Annotated in this window: 14 protein-coding genes and 1 riboswitch; of the genes, 9 read left to right on the top strand and 5 right to left on the bottom strand. The window is 55.4% G+C overall.

Annotation, left to right across the window (positions count from 1 at the left end; all coding sequences use genetic code 11):
- Window positions 1–4: 4 nt before the first annotated feature.
- From tolC to ACLHV8_RS18915, 3 genes are all read left to right on the top strand, one after another.
- On the top strand, window positions 5–1,483 hold the full coding sequence (gene tolC / locus ACLHV8_RS18905; protein ID WP_208595009.1) for an outer membrane channel protein TolC: 1,479 nt from the start codon (window positions 5–7) through the stop codon (window positions 1,481–1,483).
- Window positions 1,484–1,644: 161 nt separating this feature from the next.
- A complete protein-coding gene (locus ACLHV8_RS18910; protein ID WP_028017154.1) occupies window positions 1,645–2,310 on the top strand; it encodes a DUF1190 family protein in 666 nt (221 codons plus the stop codon).
- A 2-nt stretch (window positions 2,311–2,312) separates the two neighbouring features.
- Window positions 2,313–3,473, top strand: a complete 1,161-nt coding sequence (locus ACLHV8_RS18915; RefSeq protein WP_208595010.1) for a glutathionylspermidine synthase family protein — start codon at window positions 2,313–2,315, stop codon at window positions 3,471–3,473.
- A gap of 92 nt (window positions 3,474–3,565) precedes the next feature.
- Here the strand turns inward: ACLHV8_RS18915 and ygiD are convergent, their stop codons facing one another.
- Window positions 3,566–4,354: a 4,5-DOPA dioxygenase extradiol gene (gene ygiD / locus ACLHV8_RS18920; protein WP_049005063.1), complete on the bottom strand. Its 789-nt coding sequence runs from the start codon at window positions 4,352–4,354 to the stop codon at window positions 3,566–3,568.
- A gap of 196 nt (window positions 4,355–4,550) precedes the next feature.
- On the opposite strand from ygiD, the gene zupT reads away from it, so the two are divergent.
- The 5 genes from zupT (at window position 4,551) to ACLHV8_RS18945 (ending at window position 10,548) form a co-directional block, all read left to right on the top strand.
- Window positions 4,551–5,324, top strand: a complete 774-nt coding sequence (gene zupT, locus ACLHV8_RS18925) for a zinc transporter ZupT (protein WP_208595011.1) — start codon at window positions 4,551–4,553, stop codon at window positions 5,322–5,324.
- 331 nt (window positions 5,325–5,655) lie between these two features.
- Window positions 5,656–6,216, top strand: a complete 561-nt coding sequence (locus tag ACLHV8_RS18930; protein WP_208595012.1) for a fimbrial protein — start codon at window positions 5,656–5,658, stop codon at window positions 6,214–6,216.
- Window positions 6,217–6,290: 74 nt separating this feature from the next.
- Window positions 6,291–8,735, top strand: coding sequence for a fimbria/pilus outer membrane usher protein (locus ACLHV8_RS18935; protein ID WP_208595013.1), 2,445 nt, complete (start codon window positions 6,291–6,293; stop codon window positions 8,733–8,735).
- A gap of 9 nt (window positions 8,736–8,744) precedes the next feature.
- Entirely contained in the window at window positions 8,745–9,503 is a 759-nt protein-coding gene (locus tag ACLHV8_RS18940; protein WP_208595024.1) for a molecular chaperone, read from the top strand.
- Window positions 9,487–10,548, top strand: a complete 1,062-nt coding sequence (locus ACLHV8_RS18945) for a type 1 fimbrial protein (protein WP_208595014.1) — start codon at window positions 9,487–9,489, stop codon at window positions 10,546–10,548. Before ACLHV8_RS18940 ends, ACLHV8_RS18945 begins: the two co-directional genes overlap by 17 nt.
- Before the next feature lie 44 nt (window positions 10,549–10,592).
- Here ACLHV8_RS18945 and ribB read toward each other — a convergent pair whose 3' ends face one another.
- Entirely contained in the window at window positions 10,593–11,246 is a 654-nt protein-coding gene (gene ribB / locus ACLHV8_RS18950) for a 3,4-dihydroxy-2-butanone-4-phosphate synthase (protein ID WP_028017147.1), read from the bottom strand.
- Between the two features lie 106 nt (window positions 11,247–11,352).
- Window positions 11,353–11,503: riboswitch (FMN riboswitch) on the bottom strand.
- 120 nt (window positions 11,504–11,623) lie between these two features.
- Here ribB and ubiK point away from each other — a divergent pair.
- Complete coding sequence (gene ubiK, locus ACLHV8_RS18955) at window positions 11,624–11,920, top strand: ubiquinone biosynthesis accessory factor UbiK (protein ID WP_049005067.1); 297 nt, start codon at window positions 11,624–11,626, stop codon at window positions 11,918–11,920.
- Window positions 11,921–11,997: 77 nt separating this feature from the next.
- On the opposite strand, the gene hldE is transcribed toward ubiK, so the two are convergent.
- The 3 genes from hldE to ACLHV8_RS18970 are packed head-to-tail and all read right to left on the bottom strand — an operon-like array spanning window position 11,998 to window position 17,647.
- Window positions 11,998–13,428, bottom strand: coding sequence for a bifunctional D-glycero-beta-D-manno-heptose-7-phosphate kinase/D-glycero-beta-D-manno-heptose 1-phosphate adenylyltransferase HldE (gene hldE / locus ACLHV8_RS18960; RefSeq protein ID WP_028017145.1), 1,431 nt, complete (start codon window positions 13,426–13,428; stop codon window positions 11,998–12,000).
- 40 nt (window positions 13,429–13,468) lie between these two features.
- Window positions 13,469–16,324, bottom strand: coding sequence for a bifunctional [glutamate--ammonia ligase]-adenylyl-L-tyrosine phosphorylase/[glutamate--ammonia-ligase] adenylyltransferase (gene glnE / locus ACLHV8_RS18965; protein ID WP_208595015.1), 2,856 nt, complete (start codon window positions 16,322–16,324; stop codon window positions 13,469–13,471).
- A gap of 21 nt (window positions 16,325–16,345) precedes the next feature.
- Window positions 16,346–17,647 carry an inorganic triphosphatase gene (locus tag ACLHV8_RS18970; protein ID WP_208595016.1) on the bottom strand — a complete coding sequence of 434 codons (1,302 nt, stop codon included), beginning with the start codon at window positions 17,645–17,647 and terminating at the stop codon, window positions 16,346–16,348.
- Window positions 17,648–17,830 lie beyond the last annotated feature (183 nt).

Consider the following 17,830-nt stretch of genomic DNA (forward strand, 5'->3'; position numbering starts at 1 on the left):
GCAAATGAAGAAATTGCTCCCCATCCTTATCGGCCTGAGCCTGACGGGCTTCAGTGCAATGAGCCAGGCGGAAAACCTGTTACAGGTCTATCAGCAGGCACGTCTGGGCAACCCTGATTTACGTAAATCAGCGGCCGATCGTGATGCTGCGTTTGAAAAGATTAACGAAGCGCGTAGCCCATTGCTGCCACAGTTAGGTTTAGGTGCAGATTATACCTACAGCAACGGTTTCCGCGACGCTAACGGCGTCAACTCCAATGCTACCAGCGCCTCACTGCAATTGACACAAACGCTGTTTGATATGTCCAAATGGCGTGCCCTGACCCTGCAGGAAAAGAGCGCAGGCATCCAGGATGTGACCTATCAGACTGACCAGCAAACGCTGATTCTGAACACCGCCACAGCTTATTTCAACGTGCTGAGCGCGATTGACTCGCTCTCCTACACCGAAGCGCAGAAACAGGCCATTTACCGCCAGTTAGATCAAACCACACAGCGTTTCAACGTAGGTCTGGTTGCGATCACTGACGTGCAGAACGCCCGTTCACAGTACGACAGCGTACTGGCCAACGAAGTGACCGCGCGTAACAACCTCGACAACGCACTGGAATCACTGCGTCAGGTCACCGGGAATTACTACCCTGAGCTGGCGTCTCTGAACGTGGACAGCTTCAAAACGGATAAACCGCAGGCGGTCAACGCCCTGTTGAAAGAAGCGGAAAACCGTAACCTGACCTTGCTGCAGGCGCGTCTGAGCCAGGATCTGGCCCGCGAACAGATTCGTCAGGCACAGGATGGCCACCTGCCTACCCTGAGCCTCAGTGCATCTACCGGTATTTCAGATACGACCTACAGCGGCTCCAAAACGAACTCAGCCCAGTATGACGACAGCAATATGGGTCAGAACAAAGTGGGTCTGAACTTCTCCCTGCCACTGTATCAGGGCGGCCAGGTCAACTCGCAGGTGAAACAGGCGCAGTACAACTTTGTTGGCGCGAGCGAGCAGCTGGAAAGTGCCCACCGCAACGTGGTGCAGACCGTACGTTCATCCTTCAACAACGTGAACGCCTCAATCAGCAGCATCAACGCCTATAAACAGGCCGTTGTGTCTGCACAGAGCTCCCTGGATGCGATGGAAGCGGGCTACTCCGTGGGTACACGTACTATCGTTGACGTGCTGGACGCAACCACCACGCTGTACAACGCGAAACAACAGCTCTCCAGCGCACGTTACCAGTACCTGATTAACCAGTTGAACATCAAACAGGCTCTGGGTACGCTGAACGAGCAAGACCTGCAGATGCTGAACAGCGCACTGGGCAAACCGGTCTCAACGTCGCCGGACAGCGTTGCACCTGAGAACCCTGATCAGGTTGCCGCCGTAGATAACTTCAACGCTAACAGCAACGCCCCTGCTGCACAGCCTGCCGCCGCGCGTACGACCACGTCCGCCAGCAAAGGTAATAACCCGTTCCGTAACTAAGATTGTCATCAGGCCCTCTCCCACGGGGAGAGGGCGCATCTGAATCACACCCGAACGTAAGCCAACGTAAAGATCCCCCTGATTCCCCCCCTCTTCGCTTCATTTTCAACCACTCATCCTCTATCCTGAGCGTTATTACCACTGGGTCCTGGAAGACAAAGATGAAACGGACAAAATCCATAAATCACGCATCGTTCCGCAAGAGCTGGAACGCGCGTCACCTCACCCCTGTTGCGCTGGCAGTTACGGCTGTCTTTATGCTGGCTGGTTGTGAGAAAACCGATGAAACGGTTTCGCTGTATCAAAATGCGGAAGACTGCTCAACGGCAACCGGTAACGCCGCTGAATGTAAGACTGCTTATAACAACGCCCTGAAAGAAGCAGAACGTACCGCACCGAAATATGCTTCACGCGCAGATTGTGTGGCTGAGTTCGGTGAAGGTCAGTGCCAGCAGACGCCTGCTCAGGCGGGCACTGCGCCAGAAAATCAGGCACAGGCGCAGTCCAGCGGCAGTTTCTGGATGCCGCTGATGGCAGGTTATATGATGGGCCGTCTGATGGGTGGCGGTGCGGGTTATCAGCAGCAACCGCTGTTTAGCTCGAAAAACCCGGCCAGCCCGGCTTATGGTCAATACACCGACGCCAGCGGCAAAGGCTACGGCGCAGCAACCCCAGGCCGCACTGTGACCGTCCCGAAAACGGCGATGGCGCCGAAGCCTGCGACCACCAGCACCATCACCCGTGGCGGGTTTGGTGAATCCGTAGCGAAGCAGACCAGCATGCAGCGTAGCGCGACAGGCTCCTCTACTCGCTCAATGGGCGGCTGATCATGGAGCGAGTCAGTATCACCGAGCGCCCGGACTGGCGCGAAAAAGCCACCGAATACGGTTTTAACTTCCACACCATGTACGGCGAGCCGTACTGGTGTGAAGATGCCTATTACAAACTCACGCTCGCCCAAGTTGAGAAACTGGAAGAAGTGACGGCCGAGCTGCACCAGATGTGCCTCAAGGTGGTGGATAAAGTCATCGACAGCGACGAGCTGATGGCAAAATTCCGCATTCCAAAGCACACCTGGAGCTTTGTCCGTCAGTCGTGGAAAACGAATCAGCCTTCGCTTTACTCTCGCCTTGACCTGGCATGGGACGGCGTGGGTGAACCTAAGCTTCTTGAAAATAACGCCGACACGCCCACTTCTTTATACGAAGCGGCGTTCTTCCAGTGGATCTGGCTGGAAGACCAGGCCAATGCCGGAAACCTGCCGGAAGGAAGCGATCAGTTCAACAGCCTGCAGGAAAAGCTGATAGAGCGTTTTGCCGAGCTGCGCGAACAATTTGGCTTCAACCTGCTGCACCTCGCCTGTTGCCGCGACACGGAAGAAGATCGCGGGACGGTTCAGTATCTGCAGGACTGCGCCGCCGAAGCGGAAGTGGCAACCGAATTCCTCTATATCGAAGATATCGGTCTGGGTGAGAAAGGTCAGTTTACCGACCTGCAGGATCAGGTGATTAGCAACCTGTTCAAGCTCTACCCGTGGGAATATATGTTGCGCGAAATGTTCTCCACGAAGCTGGAAGATGCAGGCGTACGCTGGCTGGAACCCGCATGGAAGAGCATTATCTCCAACAAAGCCCTGCTGCCGTTGCTGTGGGAAATGTTCCCGAACCATCCTAACCTGCTGCCTGCGTATTTTGCGGAAGATGATTATCCGCAAATGGAGAAATACGTCGTGAAGCCGATCTTCTCCCGTGAAGGGGCGAACGTGTCGATTATCGAAAACGGCAAAACGCTGGAAGCGGTTGAAGGGCCTTACGGCGAAGAAGGGATGATCGTCCAGGAATTTTATCAACTGCCGAAATTTGGCGACAGCTACACGCTGATTGGCAGCTGGCTCATCAACGATCGGCCAGCCGGGATTGGCATCCGCGAAGATCGCGCCCTGATCACGCAGGATCTGTCACGATTCTATCCGCATATTTTTGTTGAATAGACCGCGGCCTGATGCCCTCACCCAGCCCCTCTCCCACAGAGAGAGGGTGCAAACACTAAAAACGGCAACCTGAGGTTGCCGTTTTGCTTTTATTACCCCACCTGCACCGAAAGCATACTCAGGCTCCCCATCTCAATACCGTCGACCGGGATCGTAACCGGCTCCTGACCATCCCACGCACCTAGAACGTACAATAGCGGCAGGAAGTGTTCCGGCGTCGGGTTAGAGAGCGAACCGCCTTCGTGATCCAGATAGTTCACTAACGGATGCTCCTCAGCCGGGCCTTGCCAGGTCAGATTCGCTTTGACGTAATCATTAAAAGAGGTCGCCCACGGATAGGGCGTGTTCTCGCCGTGCCAGCGTGCCGTTCGCAGGTTGTGAACCACGTTACCGCTTGCCACCAGCATGATGCCTTCATCACGCAGGGTTGCAAGCTTACGACCCATCTCCAGATGCCAGGCAGCCGGTTTGGTGCTGTCGATGCTCAACTGCACCATCGGGATATCTGCATCAGGATACATTTTAATCAGCACGCCCCAGGAGCCATGGTCAAAACCCCAGGCTTCTTTATCCAGCGCCACCGGAACAGGAGCAAGCAGCTCCACCAGATGCTGTGCCAGCTCAGGTGAGCCGGGGGCCGGATAGTGCGTGTCATACAGCGCCTGCGGGAAGCCGCCAAAATCATGAATTGTCTTAGGCGCTTCCATGGCGGTCACGCCCGTGCCCCGGGTGAACCAGTGCGCGGATACCACCACAATCGCTTTTGGACGCGGCAGCGTCTCGCCCAGGCTACGCCATGCGCGGGTATAGACGTTGTCTTCCAGAACGTTCATTGGGCTGCCGTGGCCTAAAAACAGGGCTGGCATACGGGAAGAAGTCATGATGATATCCTTACAGAAGGTGTCAATTTAATGGTGCTACATTACGCGCAATCCGGCAAAGATGAACGCTGATAAGCGTGAAGATCATCATCAGGAAATTTGAATGTAAGGAATATGTAAAGCAGAACCACTCTGCTCGCTTTGCTGACAAAGAATCATTTATATTAATGAGAATCATTATCAAAAGGAGTAATGAATGTCAGTACCTTTGATCCTGACGATACTTGCGGGCGCTGCGACCTTCATCGGTGCGATCCTCGGTGTTCTTGGTCAGAAACCCTCTAATCGCGTATTGGCCTTCTCACTGGGCTTTGCAGCCGGGATCATGCTACTCATCTCCCTGATGGAGATGCTGCCTGCCGCGTTGGGAACAGAAGGTATATCTCCGCTGCTGGGCTACGGCATGTTTGTCGTTGGCCTGCTGGGATATTTCGCGCTCGATCGCATGTTGCCCCACGCGCACCCTCAGGACTTAATGCAAAAAAACGTAGCGCCCGCGCCGCGTAACATTAAGCGCACCGCCATTTTGCTGACGCTCGGCATAAGCCTGCACAACTTCCCGGAAGGCGTGGCGACGTATGTCACCGCCAGCAGTAACCTGGAAATGGGCCTCGGCATCGCCCTGGCGGTGGCGTTGCACAATATTCCTGAAGGACTCGCGGTGGCCGGTCCGGTCTATGCCGCCACGAGCTCAAAGCGCACGGCAATCTTCTGGGCCGGGATATCCGGCATGGCGGAAATTCTTGGCGGCGTGCTGGCCTGGCTCATCCTCGGTAGCCTGGTTTCGCCGGTAGTCATGGCTGCCATTATGGCCGCGGTTGCGGGGATTATGGTTGCGCTGTCGGTTGACGAGCTGATGCCGCTGGCAAAAGAGATCGATCCAAACAACAACCCAAGCTATGGCGTCCTGTGCGGAATGTCGGTGATGGGGTTAAGTCTGGTCTTACTTCAGGCCGCAGGCATTGGCTGACGTGACGGGCGCCTCCTGAAACGGAGGTGCCTATTATTTGTTAAAGAAATAACTTTTTAAGGAATATATGTCCCGCATCCTTACTTATAAAAAAATAAAGTTTTTTACTGAACATTATTGTGCGTAATAACATTAAACAATGCATCCGGAATTATAATTTACACTTCTTGAAATTCATCCACTTACAATAACCCGCATTTATATTTTAATTAGATCTAAAATGATTTTTAAGCTTGGTTAATCGCATTGCCTCGTCGGAGATCGGTATACTTCCCTGGCAATATTCTGATTAATATTCAGGATATGAATTCAACTGAAAAAGGATATTTTCATGTTTACAGGAAAAAAAGCGCTTTTAGCCGTGGCAATGGCCACGCTTATTTCTGGGTCGGCGTTTGCTGCAGAACAAGGTTCCGGTAAGATCAAATTCAAAGGTGTGGTGATTGATGCACCATGCAATATTGCACCAGACAGCGTTGATAAAGAAGTCGATTTGGGTGAAATTACGACCGCAGTTATTAATGCCAATAAAAAATCGTCACCCGTGGCGGTAGATATCAACCTGGAAAACTGCCAACTGGACGATCCAGGCGATGAAACCGATACCCCAATCACCAAAGTTGACGTCACGTTCACCAGCTCCGCCACGGATACAACGGATACCAGTCTGATGACCAACACGTATGCCAACGGCGCGCAGAACGTGGGCGTCCGCCTGCTGGATAATGCGGAAGCGAACATCACCCTGGGTAGCGCCAGTGAAGTTACCCTGCTGGCAGGCTCCACCACCCAGACGCTGCACTTTAAGGCGCAGATGGAAGTACTGAGCGGCAAAACGGCAACGCCGGGTCAGGTTGAAGCCACCGCAAACTATGTGCTGGCGTATAAATAATTCAAATTTACCTCGTTATCTACCGACTGGCTCGTTATGCCAGTCGGCATTTTATATTTACTTTGGGCAACAGGATGATGAAACATAAATCAACATGCATAATCATCATTACCGCCCTGTTAATGACGAAAGTCGCCTCTGGTACCGAATTTAATATTAATGCCATCGATAAAGATCAGCGCAACAGCGTCGACTTAACACAGTTTAAAGATCGCGCCTCCGTCGTACCCGGACGTTATTTTGTTACGGTTTCGATTAATGACATCCCCTTAGCAAACGGCTGGCAGTTAACGTGGAAAAAAGTGAATGATGCAGTCCAGGTCTGTATTCCCGCCGAGCTGGCCGACACGTTCGGCCTGCAGGATAAAATACGGGAATCGCTAACTGAAAAAGAGGGCTGTATAGACTTCGCCCCGCTGCCGGACGTTCATTTTACCTTTGAACAAGCAAGCCAGACGCTAAACGTGTCCATTCCCCAGGCGTGGTTGCAGTACCGTTCTGCCGACTGGATGCCCCCGTCAACCTGGGATAACGGCGTGGCGGGCGTCCTCCTGGACTACAATCTTTTTGCCAGCCACTACCAGCCCAACAGCGGCAGCAGTTCAGATAATGCCAACACTTACGGCACGGCGGGCGCGAACGTCGGCGCCTGGCGGCTGCGCAGCGATTATCAATACAACCAGACGCACGCGGACGGCGGTTCAGAGCATAACGGGCGCTTCTCGCGCGTTTATATGTTCCGCCCCCTCCCCACCATGGGCGCAAAGCTGACGCTCGGCGAAACGGATTTCCAGTCGTCGATCTTCGACGCCTTCACCTACACCGGCGCGTCGCTTATCAGCGATGAGCGCATGCTGCCGTGGTCACTGCGCGGCTATGCGCCACAAATCTCCGGCATTGCCCAAACCAACGCGACGGTCACCGTAAGCCTCGCCGACAGGGTCATCTATCAAACAAAAGTCCCGCCGGGCCCGTTCATCATTCAGGATCTCAACCAGTCGGTGCAGGGCACGCTCGACGTGAAGGTAACGGAAGAAGATGGCCGGGTGAGTACGTTCCAGGTCTCTGCCGAATCCGTTCCCTTCCTGACGCGTCAGGGACAGGTTCGCTACAAGCTGGCAGCAGGCAAGCCGCGAAAGGACGCATCGCATGACGTTGAGGACAGCACCTTCATGAGCGGCGAGTTTTCCTGGGGCATGCTGTCGCAAACCTCACTCTATGGCGGAACGCTGGCCGATGGTGACCACTACCGCGCCCTGGCCGCCGGGCTGGGACAAAACATGGCGTATCTGGGGGCGCTCTCGTTTGATATCACCCGGGCCACCAGCCAGCTGCCGGGTGAGGATCCGCAGACGGGCTACAGCTACCGTTTTAACTACAGTAAACGATTCGACACCACCGGTAGCCAGCTTACGCTGGCGAGCTACCGATACTCGGACCGTCAGTTCCTGAGCTATGCGCGCTATCTGGATGACGACTACAGCGACAGCCAGACGGAAAAACAGACTCTCAGCGTCACCGCCAGTCAGTACATATCGGCCCTCTCGCTAAACCTTTATCTAAGCATGCTGCGCCAAACATGGTGGGATGACTCGCCTTCCACGACCGGCAGCGTCACCGCAGGCTATAACTTCGACCTTGGCCGCTGGAAAAACCTTGGCCTGACCCTGTCGTTGAGCAGAACCCATTACGAAGATGATGAAAAGGACGACAACCAGTTTTATCTCTCGCTGAGCGTGCCGCTCGATCCTGACCATCGCCTGAACTACGATCTTCGCAACGGCGACAGCCTGAGCCAGAGCGTCTCCTGGTACGATACCTCTGACCGGAACAATACCTGGGGCGTCTCTGCAGGCACCGAGAGCGAAAAAGCCGATGCGGGCGCACAGTTCAGCGGAAACTATCAGCACTATTCTTCGCTGGGGGATCTCAACGTCTCGGGCAGCTATAAGGCGAATGAGTACAACTCAATGAGCGCCAGCTGGAACGGCTCGTTTACCGGGACGGCGAAAGGGTTTGCCCTGCACCGTCGCAGCTACGGCAATGAGCCACGCGTCATGGTCAGCACCGACGGCGTGGGCCATATCCCGCTGAACGTATCGCATGACGAAACCAACGCGTCGGGTATCGGTGTTCTGCCGTCGTTTTCCAGCTATACCCCGGCCAGCGTGCGGGTCAACATGAACAATTTGCCTGACGGCGTTGACGTTGATACGCGGGTGGTCACTGCCACCTGGACAGAAGGCGCCATCGGCTATCGTCAAATCGCGACCCGAGCCGGTAACGATATTGCCGGCATTTTGCGAACGCCTTCCGGGACACCGCCGCTCGGCGCCCTGGTCAGCCTGCAGGATAACGGCCAGCAGGTAGGTATGGTCGCCGAGGAGGGTCGCGTCTGGCTGGGCGCCGTCCAGCCTGAGCAACAGTTCCTGGTCACGTGGGGAAACAACCATCAGTGTCGCTTCTCGTTACCTTCTCACCTTGAAAACAGTATGCAGCTCATGCTGCCTTGCCAGTAAGAAACCATGATGAAACCCACCCCACTTAAGGCCCTGAGCCTGATGTTGCTCGGCACCGCATTGAACGCGCATGCCGCCATTAACCTGGACCGTACGCGGATCGTTTTTCCCGAAGGGGACAAGGCAAGCAGCCTGAAAGTCGATAACCAGAGCAAAACCTTACCCTACCTGGCGCTTTCCTGGATTGAAGACGAAAACGGGCGCAAAGAGGACAGCCACTTCATGGCGCTGCCGCCCATTCAGCGCATTGAAGCGGGCGCGTCATCGCAGGTCAGAATTGTGAAGCAGGCGGCGGTTGGGCAGTTGCCGAAGGACAGAGAGTCGCTGTTTTACTTCAACCTGCGCGAAGTTCCGCCCACAAGCAGCGCCAGCGAAGCGCGCAGCGTTATGCAGGTGGCCATGCAGAGTCTCATTAAGCTGTTCTGGCGGCCAAAAGCCATCACCAAAAAGCCGGGTGATCAAAGCGAAATGCGCATGGAAATTACCGCCACCGCAACGGGGCTCAGCGTGCACAACCCCACGCCCTATTACATTACCCTCGCGTGGCTGAGTAAAAATGCGAAAACCCAGCTGCCGGGCTTCGACAGCCTGATGATTGCTCCGTTTGCCACAGCGTCCACCTCTACCGGCGACTACCACGGGAGCTACTACAGCGTGGGTTACATTGATGATTACGGCGCGCTGAAAAAAGTGGACGTTACCTGTGTGGGTAAGGCTCAATGCCAGCTCAGCGAGCGGAAGGGTCAAAACAATGCGCAAGCTCGCTAATTTTCTGTTTTTGCTGCTACTTGCCCTTCTGCCATTCAGGGAGGCGCTGGCGCTTGATTGTTATCTCGGCGTTTCCGGCGGGCCTGTGGAGGAGACAAAAACAATCTCGCCTTTTGCCATTCCCAGCAACGCGCAGGTGGGGGAGAAAATATGGGAATCTGACGAAATCAAAGTTCCTGTGACCTGCGACCACAATGCCACCAGTAATTTTGAAAAAGAGGACATCTATGCCTGGGTTAACCCCTACCCGTCGGCGTCCGATCCCTACTACGATCTCGGCGTAACTTATGAAGGGATCGACTACGATGCGACAGGACAACCCAACGGGGTCGATACGTCCCAGTGCCTTGATAACAAACAGATCACTATCTATACACCTGCCCAAATCCAGCAAATGGGCTGGGAGAACCGCATCTGCTCCGGCAATGCAAACGACATTCACACCTCACGCACGTTCATCGTGCGCTTTCGTCTGTACGTCAGAATCAAGGTCATGCCGCCGCACGGCTACGTCAGCACGCTTGGGGACTATATCGTGGTGCAGTTCGACGGCAAGGGCGGCGTCAACCAGATGTCCGACGCGAAAAACCTTAAGTATCATATTAATGGCCTGAACAATATCACCGTGCTGGACTGCGGGGCGACCTTCAGCATCTATCCGGAAAATCAGGAGATTGATTTTGGTACGTTCAGCGCCCGCGACATGATGAATCAGGGAAAGCGAACGCGCACGTTCTCGGTCAGAACGACCAAGATACAGGACGCCGAGTGTTCCGATGGATTCAAAATGGATTCGTCGTTCTATACGAACGAGACGCTGAGCGATGAAGATACCGCCCTGCTCATCGGTAACGGCCTGAAATTACGCATCCTGAACGGAACGCAGCCCTACACCTTTAACCGATACGAAGAGTATGCCGATTTTACCGGCAGTACGTTGCAGTACGAACAGACCTATACCGCTGAGCTGACGCCGGTGCCGGGAAAAGCGATCCAGTCCGGACCATTCGAAACCGTAGTGCTGTTTAAAATTAACTACCACTAAACATAAAAAAGCCGGGTTTCCCCGGCTTTTTCACTTCAGCGGTTTCAGCTGGCTTTGCGCTCGTGCGCCTGGCGGTACTCGACCAGATCTTCAATCGTGACTACCGGCATATTGTGCAGACGGGCAAAGGTGATGCACTCCGGCGCGCGCGCCATGGTGCCGTCATCGTTGGTCAGTTCACACAAAACACCTGCAGGTTTGAAGCCTGCCAGCGTCACCAGATCGATAGTCGCTTCGGTGTGGCCACCGCGGGTCAGGACGCCGCCAGCCTGCGCGCGCAGAGGGAAGACGTGGCCTGGACGATGCAGATCGGAGGGCTTCGCATCATCAGCAATCGCGGCACGTACGGTGGTCAGACGGTCAGCCGCAGACACACCGGTGGTCACGCCATGCGCCGCTTCAATGGTCACGGTAAAACCGGTACCAAAGGCGCTGGTGTTGTTCTCAACCATCATTGGCAGTTCGAGCTGCTTACGACGGTCTTCGGTAATACACAGGCATACGATGCCGCTACCGTGACGGATGGTCAGCGCCATCTGCTCAACGGTCATGTTTTCGGCGGCGAAAATCATGTCGCCTTCGTTTTCACGGTTTTCATCGTCAAGCACCATCACACCGCGGCCTTCGCGCAGTGCATCCAGTGCATGTTCAACACGTTGAGTTGAAGTGCCAAAAGAGGAAAGTAGCGTCTGATTCATGGTAAAAAAACCTCATTAACATTATGGTTACCAGAATCAGGGCAGTCTTAGGAGCGCCGTATAAGCGGCAAAAAGATAACGTGAGCGGGCCCATGCCCGACTGGATCGTTACTCTCTCCCATCCGGACTCTAACCGTCGGCCCCGGAATTACACCGGATCTGCTGACCTTTGAGTGTTCACCCAAAGCGCTCGCGGGCTTTCAGCGTGAAGCTGATTTACCGCCGGTGGGGAATTTCGCCCCGCCCTGAGAATAAGCGAGATAACTATAACGCTATTGATTACCCTGGGCAATGCATAAGCATCAAACAATTTTGTTTAACCCGCGGCATGACGCGCTACAATAGGCACTGACACCTTTTCATCAAGGGAAACGACAATGATTGACCCGAAAAAAATTGAGCAAATTGCGCGTCAGGTACACGAATCCATGCCGAAAGGCATTCGTGAATTTGGTGATGACGTAGAAAAGAAAATCCGCCAGACGCTGCAGGCGCAGTTGGTTCGCCTTGATCTAGTCAGCCGCGAAGAGTTTGACGTGCAGACCCAGGTTCTGCTGCGTACCCGCGAGAAGCTGGCGTTGCTGGAACAGCGTCTGACCGAGCTGGAAAACCGCAATACGCAGGAAGAAGTGAAGCCGGCACCGGCCATTCCACCGGTGGATGAGCAGGAGTAAGAGCGGCCTGATGCCCTCACCCCAACCCTCTCCCTGTGGGAGAGGGAGAAAAAAAACGGGCCAATTGGCCCGTTTTTTTACTGACTGTCTTTCTGGATCTTCTTAATGATGTTGGTGGTTGAACACCCGTCCTCAAAGTTGAGCACCATCACTTCGCCGCCGTTGGCCCAGACCTCTTCGCTGCCCGCAATTTGATCCGGCTTGTAATCGCCACCTTTCACCAGCAGGTCCGGCAGAATACCGGCAATCAGACGCTGCGGCGTGTCTTCTTCAAACGACACCACCCAGTCCACGGCTTCCAGCGCACCGAGAACGATCATACGCTGTTCCAGCGGGTTCACCGGACGCGTTTCACCCTTCAGACGCTTCGTTGACGCATCACTGTTCACCGCCACAATCAGGCGATCGCCCAGCTTGCGCGCATTCGCCAGATAAGAGACGTGGCCCGCATGCAGAATGTCAAACACGCCGTTGGTCATCACCACTTTCTCACCGCGCTTACGCGCTGCGGCAACGGCGGCTTTCAGTTCGTCTTCGCTCATCACACCGAAACCGGTGTCTGCACGGCCACGCACGGCATTTTCCAGCTCAATAGGCGAAACGGTTGAAGTACCGAGTTTGCCGACGACGACACCCGCCGCTGCGTTAGCAAAGTAACAGGCTTCTTCAAGGGAATTCCCGGCTGCAAGCGTCGCCGCCAGCACGCCAATCACCGTATCGCCAGCACCGGTCACGTCATACACTTCCTGCGCCTGAGTGGGCATATGCAGGGGTGCTTTGCCTGGTTGAATCAGGGTCATCCCCTGCTCTGAACGGGTCACCAGCAGTGCAGACAGCTCGAAATCAGCAATGATCTTCATGCCACGTTCGACAATTTCTGCTTCCGTTTTGCACTTACCCGCCACCGCTTCAAACTCAGAGAGGTTTGGCGTCAGCAGCGTTGCGCCGCGATAGCGCTCAAAATCGGTGCCTTTCGGGTCGATCAGCACCGGCACGTTGGCTTTACGCGCGAGCTGAATCATCGTCTGCACGCTCGCCAGCGCACCTTTGGCATAGTCGGACAGCACCAGCGCACCAATATTACCCAGCGCCTGATTAATACGCTCGTGCAGCGGCTCAGGGTCAACTCCCTCGAACCCTTCTTCAAAGTCGAGGCGGATTAACTGCTGGTTGCGCGACAGCACGCGCAGTTTGGTGATCGTCGGGTGGGTCGGTACAGAAACGAAGTCACACTTCACGTTCACGTCCGCCAGTGACTTGCTCAGCGCACGCGCCGCATCGTCGATGCCGGTCAAGCCCACCAGACGCGAATGCGCGCCCAGAGAGGCAATGTTCATCGCCACGTTTGCCGCGCCGCCGGGACGCTCTTCAATGGTGTCGACCTTAACCACCGGTACCGGCGCTTCCGGAGAGATGCGGCTGGTTGGCCCATACCAGTAGCGATCCAGCATCACATCCCCGACAACCATAACTCCAGCACGTTCAAACTCTGGCAGTGTTACTTTCATTCCTGACTCCAGAAAGATTCACAATTTGCGCGCGATAATATCACACTTGTTTTGTTACGCACGGTTCCACCAGCCACTTCTGCCAGCTTGCCGTCACCTGAGCGCGTTCACTGCTGAAACAGTCCAGCGCCACATGCCCCGGCTGTTCCTGCAGTGCCAGGTGGTGCAGCTCATCGCGTAGCGTGGTATAGGCGCGGGTTAACGCCTGTGCCTCCTGCTCGTCCATAATGTCGTTTTGCGCGAGCAGTTCCAGAATGCGTACATTGTCCGACCAGCGTGTCAGCTTCGGTTTATCGTGCGCGTGCAGCAGCACCAGGTACTGGGTAATAAACTCAATATCGGTAATCCCCCCCTCATCGGCTTTGATATCAAAGCGATCGCGATGTTTATTGCCCAGATGCGCGCGCATTTTCTCGCGCATTTCCCGCACTTCAGTTTGCAACGTGACACCCTCTCGCACCGTCGTCATGACATCCTTACGGATGACGTCAAACTGCGTTTTAAGCTGCGGATCGCCGTACACCACGCGGGCACGCACCAGCGCCTGATGCTCCCACGTCCAGGCTTCGTTCTTCTGGTAATCAGCAAAGGACTCCGTCGAGGTGACCAGCATGCCCGCCGCGCCGGAGGGTCGCAGACGTGCATCCACTTCGTACAAAATGCCGGATGAGGTACGGGTGCTGAACAGGTGCATAATGCGCTGGGCCAGACGCAGATAGAACTGGCGCCCGTCAATCTCACGTTCGCCGTCAGTCATCACGTCGACCGGGCAATCGTGCAGGAAGATTAAATCCAGATCGGAGCTATAGCCCAGCTCCCAGCCGCCGAGCTTGCCGTACCCCACCACCGCAAAACCACGACCCTCACGGTCGGCCAGGTGTTTCGGCTGGCCGTAGCGAGCCACCATCTGCACCCAGGCCTGATGCACGACCGCGTCGATGATCGCTTCCGCAAGCCAGGTTAAGTGATCGCTCACTTTCATCACCGGCAGCGTTCCGGCGATATCTGCCGCTGCCACACGCAGCATCTGTGCCTGCTTAAACTGACGCAACGCCTCCAGCTGCTGCTCTTCGTCCTCTTCCGGCACCCGCAGCAGATACTGGCGCAGCTCGTCCCGGTAGGCGTCCGTCGCCGTCGGCTGGTAGAGCGTATTCGGGTCGAGCAGTTCGTCGAGCAACAGCGGATAACGCGCCAGCTTGTTGGCTACCATTGGCGACGCAGCGCAGAGCGTAATCAGATGTTTAAGCGCCCCTGGAAACTCGCTCAATAGTTCAAGGTACGTGGTACGCGTGATAATCCCACTCAGCAGCGGCATCATGCGTGACAACGGCACCGGCGCATCCGCGCGGGAGCAAACCTCGCTCAGCAGATGCGGCATCAAATGATCAAGTACCTGCCGACCACGTGGCCCAATCGCACGTTTATTCAGTTCAAGACGAAAATCAGCAATCAGTGCCACCACACGATGGCGGGCGTCGTCACTCAGGTGTGCCAGCACTGGCGTAGTGTCATCTTCCTGAAGCGCATCCTGCCATAGCTCGCGCCAGTGCTCGGAAAGCGCATCGTCCTGCGATTCACTTTCGTCATCGCCAATCAGGTCGTTAAAGATACGGCGTACTCCTGCCATATGCGCATCCAGCCGTTCGGTCAGCATTGACCAGTCATCTGCGCGCATCCCCCAGGCAAGACGCGCCCGGTTCAGATCATCCGCTGGCAGGGTCTGGGTCTGTTCGTCGTTGATACTTTGCAGCAGGTTCTCCAGACGACGCAGGAACAGATAGGCCTCACGCAGGGTTTGCGCGTCACCGTCCGGTAACAGGTGAAGCTGCTCGATGGCGCTCAGCGTCGGCAGCAGTGAACGGGACTGCAGCGTAGGCTCACGCCCGCCGCGAATAAGCTGGAAGACCTGGACGATAAATTCGATTTCGCGGATACCGCCTGCACCGAGCTTAATATTGTCTTTCAGCCCACGGCGGCGCACTTCTCGGGCAATCATCCCTTTCATGTTTCTCAGGGACTGGATCACGCTGAAGTCAATGTAACGGCGGAACACGAACGGGCGCAGCATGGCGCGCAGCTCGTTGGCGTAGGCATCGTCGCTGTCGCCCATGATCCGCGCTTTGACCATGGCATAACGCTCCCAGTCGCGCCCTTGCTCCTGGTAATAATCTTCCAGTGCGGCAAAGCTCAACACCAGCGGGCCGCTGTCGCCAAAGGGACGCAGACGCATGTCCACGCGGTAGACGAAACCATCCTGCGTCGGCTGATCCAGGGCCTTAATCAGACGCTGGCCGAGTCGGGTAAAGAACTGGGCGTTGTCCAGCTCACGACGTCCGCCGCGCGTAGAGCCGTTCTCCGGCCAGGCAAAAATCAGATCGATATCGGAGGAGAAGTTAAGCTCGCAACCGCCCAGCTTACCCATCCCCAGAATCAACAGTGGCTGAGGAACCCCTTCCTCGCTGCACGGTGTTCCCCACTCTTTACAGCAGGCGGCGTAGAGCCAGTCTCGCGCAGCAACAATCAACGTCTGTGCCAGCTCACTTAGCTGCTGTAACGTGCTCTCTTCGCTGACCAGCGCCAGAGATTGCGCCCAGGCAATACGCACCATTACCCGGCGACGGAACTGGCGCAGGACGCGCATCAGCGTTGCTTCATCCGCAACTTCAGCAAGCGCGGTTTGCAACCAGTCAGCATAATGCCGCCACTCTTCTGCCTGTGGCGGTGAATTTTCAAGCTCCACCAGCCAGTCCGGGTTGGCGGTGATACTTTCCTGCACAAAATCACTGAAAGTGAGCACGCTCTTCGCCTGCTCGCTTAATGATGACGTCGGTAATGACTCAGGCAGACGTTCGCAAACGGTCTGCCACTGCTGCTGTAACTGCGAAGAAAGCGGCATGATTGGGGTTCCTTGCCAGAGTTAACGTTTTCCGCTGTGCAGCCAGAACGGCTCCTGCGAAATGGCCTCGTTACGGAAATGCTCAATCTCAATATGCTGACGGGTTTCAATGGCATGCTTCAGCCCCTGCCAGTTCTCCAGCCAGGCCTGAGCCTTCACGCCGTCATAGGCACCGGAAAGCAGCAGCATGCTGTCGATATTGCGCGAAAGACGAGGAAGCTGATCGCCATACTGGTCACCCAGCGGGTAAGCAAAGGTGCTCTTCAGCTCGGCGGCATGACGAGAGAGATGAATATCCGCGAAACGTTTGAAGTTCTCCGCGATTTTGGTCTGCGCTTTCGCATCCAGGAAGGTACGCCAGCCACGCGTGACCAGAAACTCGGTCAGTGCCAGTTTTGCCGTCGCCGTTTGCGGGCTATAGATCGCTGTTTGTGCCGATACGTCGGACAGCATCAGCGTTTCGATTTGCGTCAGCAGGTCACGTAAGTGAGCGCTCGCTTTGCGAGGAACAATACCGCCAAACAGCGTCAGGGTATGGCGCACCATGGCAATCGCCGCCAGCACGTGGGATTTCGCGTTTTTCACATTCCGCGCCCACAGCTCTTCATGGTACTGCCACTGCGAGAGCGCCAGCTCCAGCGCGGCTTCCAGACCCTGCTCTACGCTGGCTTTCGGCGCAACGTGCAAAATCGTCGTCTCTTTCACCACGCGTGGCGCATTTCCGACCGCCAGGTGGTAACCTCGCGCGGCTTTACTCAGGCTTCCCTGACGCAACCCGGACTGGTTCACCAGCTTGCGCGCCAGCTTCAGCACATCATTCGCATCCCCTTCCAGCAGTTCAAGCTCCAGTTCGCAGATCGGCTCCTGGAACTCACCCGCCTTCACCTCACCTAAATCCAGCGCGATTTCAATGCGGCTCTTGCCTTCCGTCACCAGCCATTTTTCGCGCCAGAAATCAGTACTGAACAGGGGCTGTACGTCTGCGGATAAGGTTTCTGGCAGTTTACCCTCAGGCCAAACTTCTGTCGGGAAACGTTCCAGCTCAAGTTCTGGCTTACTGATGTCGATATTGTATTCCGGGCGCTGATGTAAACCGCCAACCACGCGACCGGCAATTTTCATCGTCATCTCGTAGCGTCCGTTCGCGCCACGGATACGTAGCCCCATATCGTGGCGGCGCAGCCAGTTGTCTGGCGTTTCGTAATAGATATTAAGCAGTTGTACCGGTGCATGGTGTTCGCCGGAAAGCGTGTGCAGATGCTGACTAAGAGCGTCAAAGCTGTCTTTTTCGACGATAAACTTTAATTCAATTTCTTGTGCCATAGCCTTGTACTTTTGCGGGCGTCACAGACGCGTCAATGAGGACGAACTTCCTCGCCATTTGTTTGTCAGTACATAGTATTTTGCGCCAAATTGCCATGCAATGAGCAATTTGACGGGCGTAAATGTGTAGAGTCGTGACACAGATGATTCTGATTGCTGACGAATGCTTTGCGTAGAGACACT

It is taken from the genome of Enterobacter sp. CPE_E863, assembly GCF_046521465.1.
Classification (GTDB): Bacteria; Pseudomonadota; Gammaproteobacteria; order Enterobacterales; family Enterobacteriaceae; genus Enterobacter; species Enterobacter adelaidei.

Bases quoted from the DNA above. Each gene is read 5' to 3' on its own strand.
- tolC (WP_208595009.1), top strand. From the start codon at position 5: ATGAAGAAATTGCTCCCCATCCTTATCGGCCTGAGCCTGACGGGCTTC.
- ACLHV8_RS18910 (WP_028017154.1), top strand. From the start codon at position 1,645: ATGAAACGGACAAAATCCATAAATCACGCATCGTTCCGCAAGAGCTGG.
- ACLHV8_RS18915 (WP_208595010.1), top strand. From the start codon at position 2,313: ATGGAGCGAGTCAGTATCACCGAGCGCCCGGACTGGCGCGAAAAAGCC.
- ygiD (WP_049005063.1), bottom strand. From the start codon at position 4,354: ATGACTTCTTCCCGTATGCCAGCCCTGTTTTTAGGCCACGGCAGCCCA.
- zupT (WP_208595011.1), top strand. From the start codon at position 4,551: ATGTCAGTACCTTTGATCCTGACGATACTTGCGGGCGCTGCGACCTTC.
- ACLHV8_RS18930 (WP_208595012.1), top strand. From the start codon at position 5,656: ATGTTTACAGGAAAAAAAGCGCTTTTAGCCGTGGCAATGGCCACGCTT.
- ACLHV8_RS18935 (WP_208595013.1), top strand. From the start codon at position 6,291: ATGATGAAACATAAATCAACATGCATAATCATCATTACCGCCCTGTTA.
- ACLHV8_RS18940 (WP_208595024.1), top strand. From the start codon at position 8,745: ATGAAACCCACCCCACTTAAGGCCCTGAGCCTGATGTTGCTCGGCACC.
- ACLHV8_RS18945 (WP_208595014.1), top strand. From the start codon at position 9,487: ATGCGCAAGCTCGCTAATTTTCTGTTTTTGCTGCTACTTGCCCTTCTG.
- ribB (WP_028017147.1), bottom strand. From the start codon at position 11,246: ATGAATCAGACGCTACTTTCCTCTTTTGGCACTTCAACTCAACGTGTT.
- ubiK (WP_049005067.1), top strand. From the start codon at position 11,624: ATGATTGACCCGAAAAAAATTGAGCAAATTGCGCGTCAGGTACACGAA.
- hldE (WP_028017145.1), bottom strand. From the start codon at position 13,428: ATGAAAGTAACACTGCCAGAGTTTGAACGTGCTGGAGTTATGGTTGTC.
- glnE (WP_208595015.1), bottom strand. From the start codon at position 16,324: ATGCCGCTTTCTTCGCAGTTACAGCAGCAGTGGCAGACCGTTTGCGAA.
- ACLHV8_RS18970 (WP_208595016.1), bottom strand. From the start codon at position 17,647: ATGGCACAAGAAATTGAATTAAAGTTTATCGTCGAAAAAGACAGCTTT.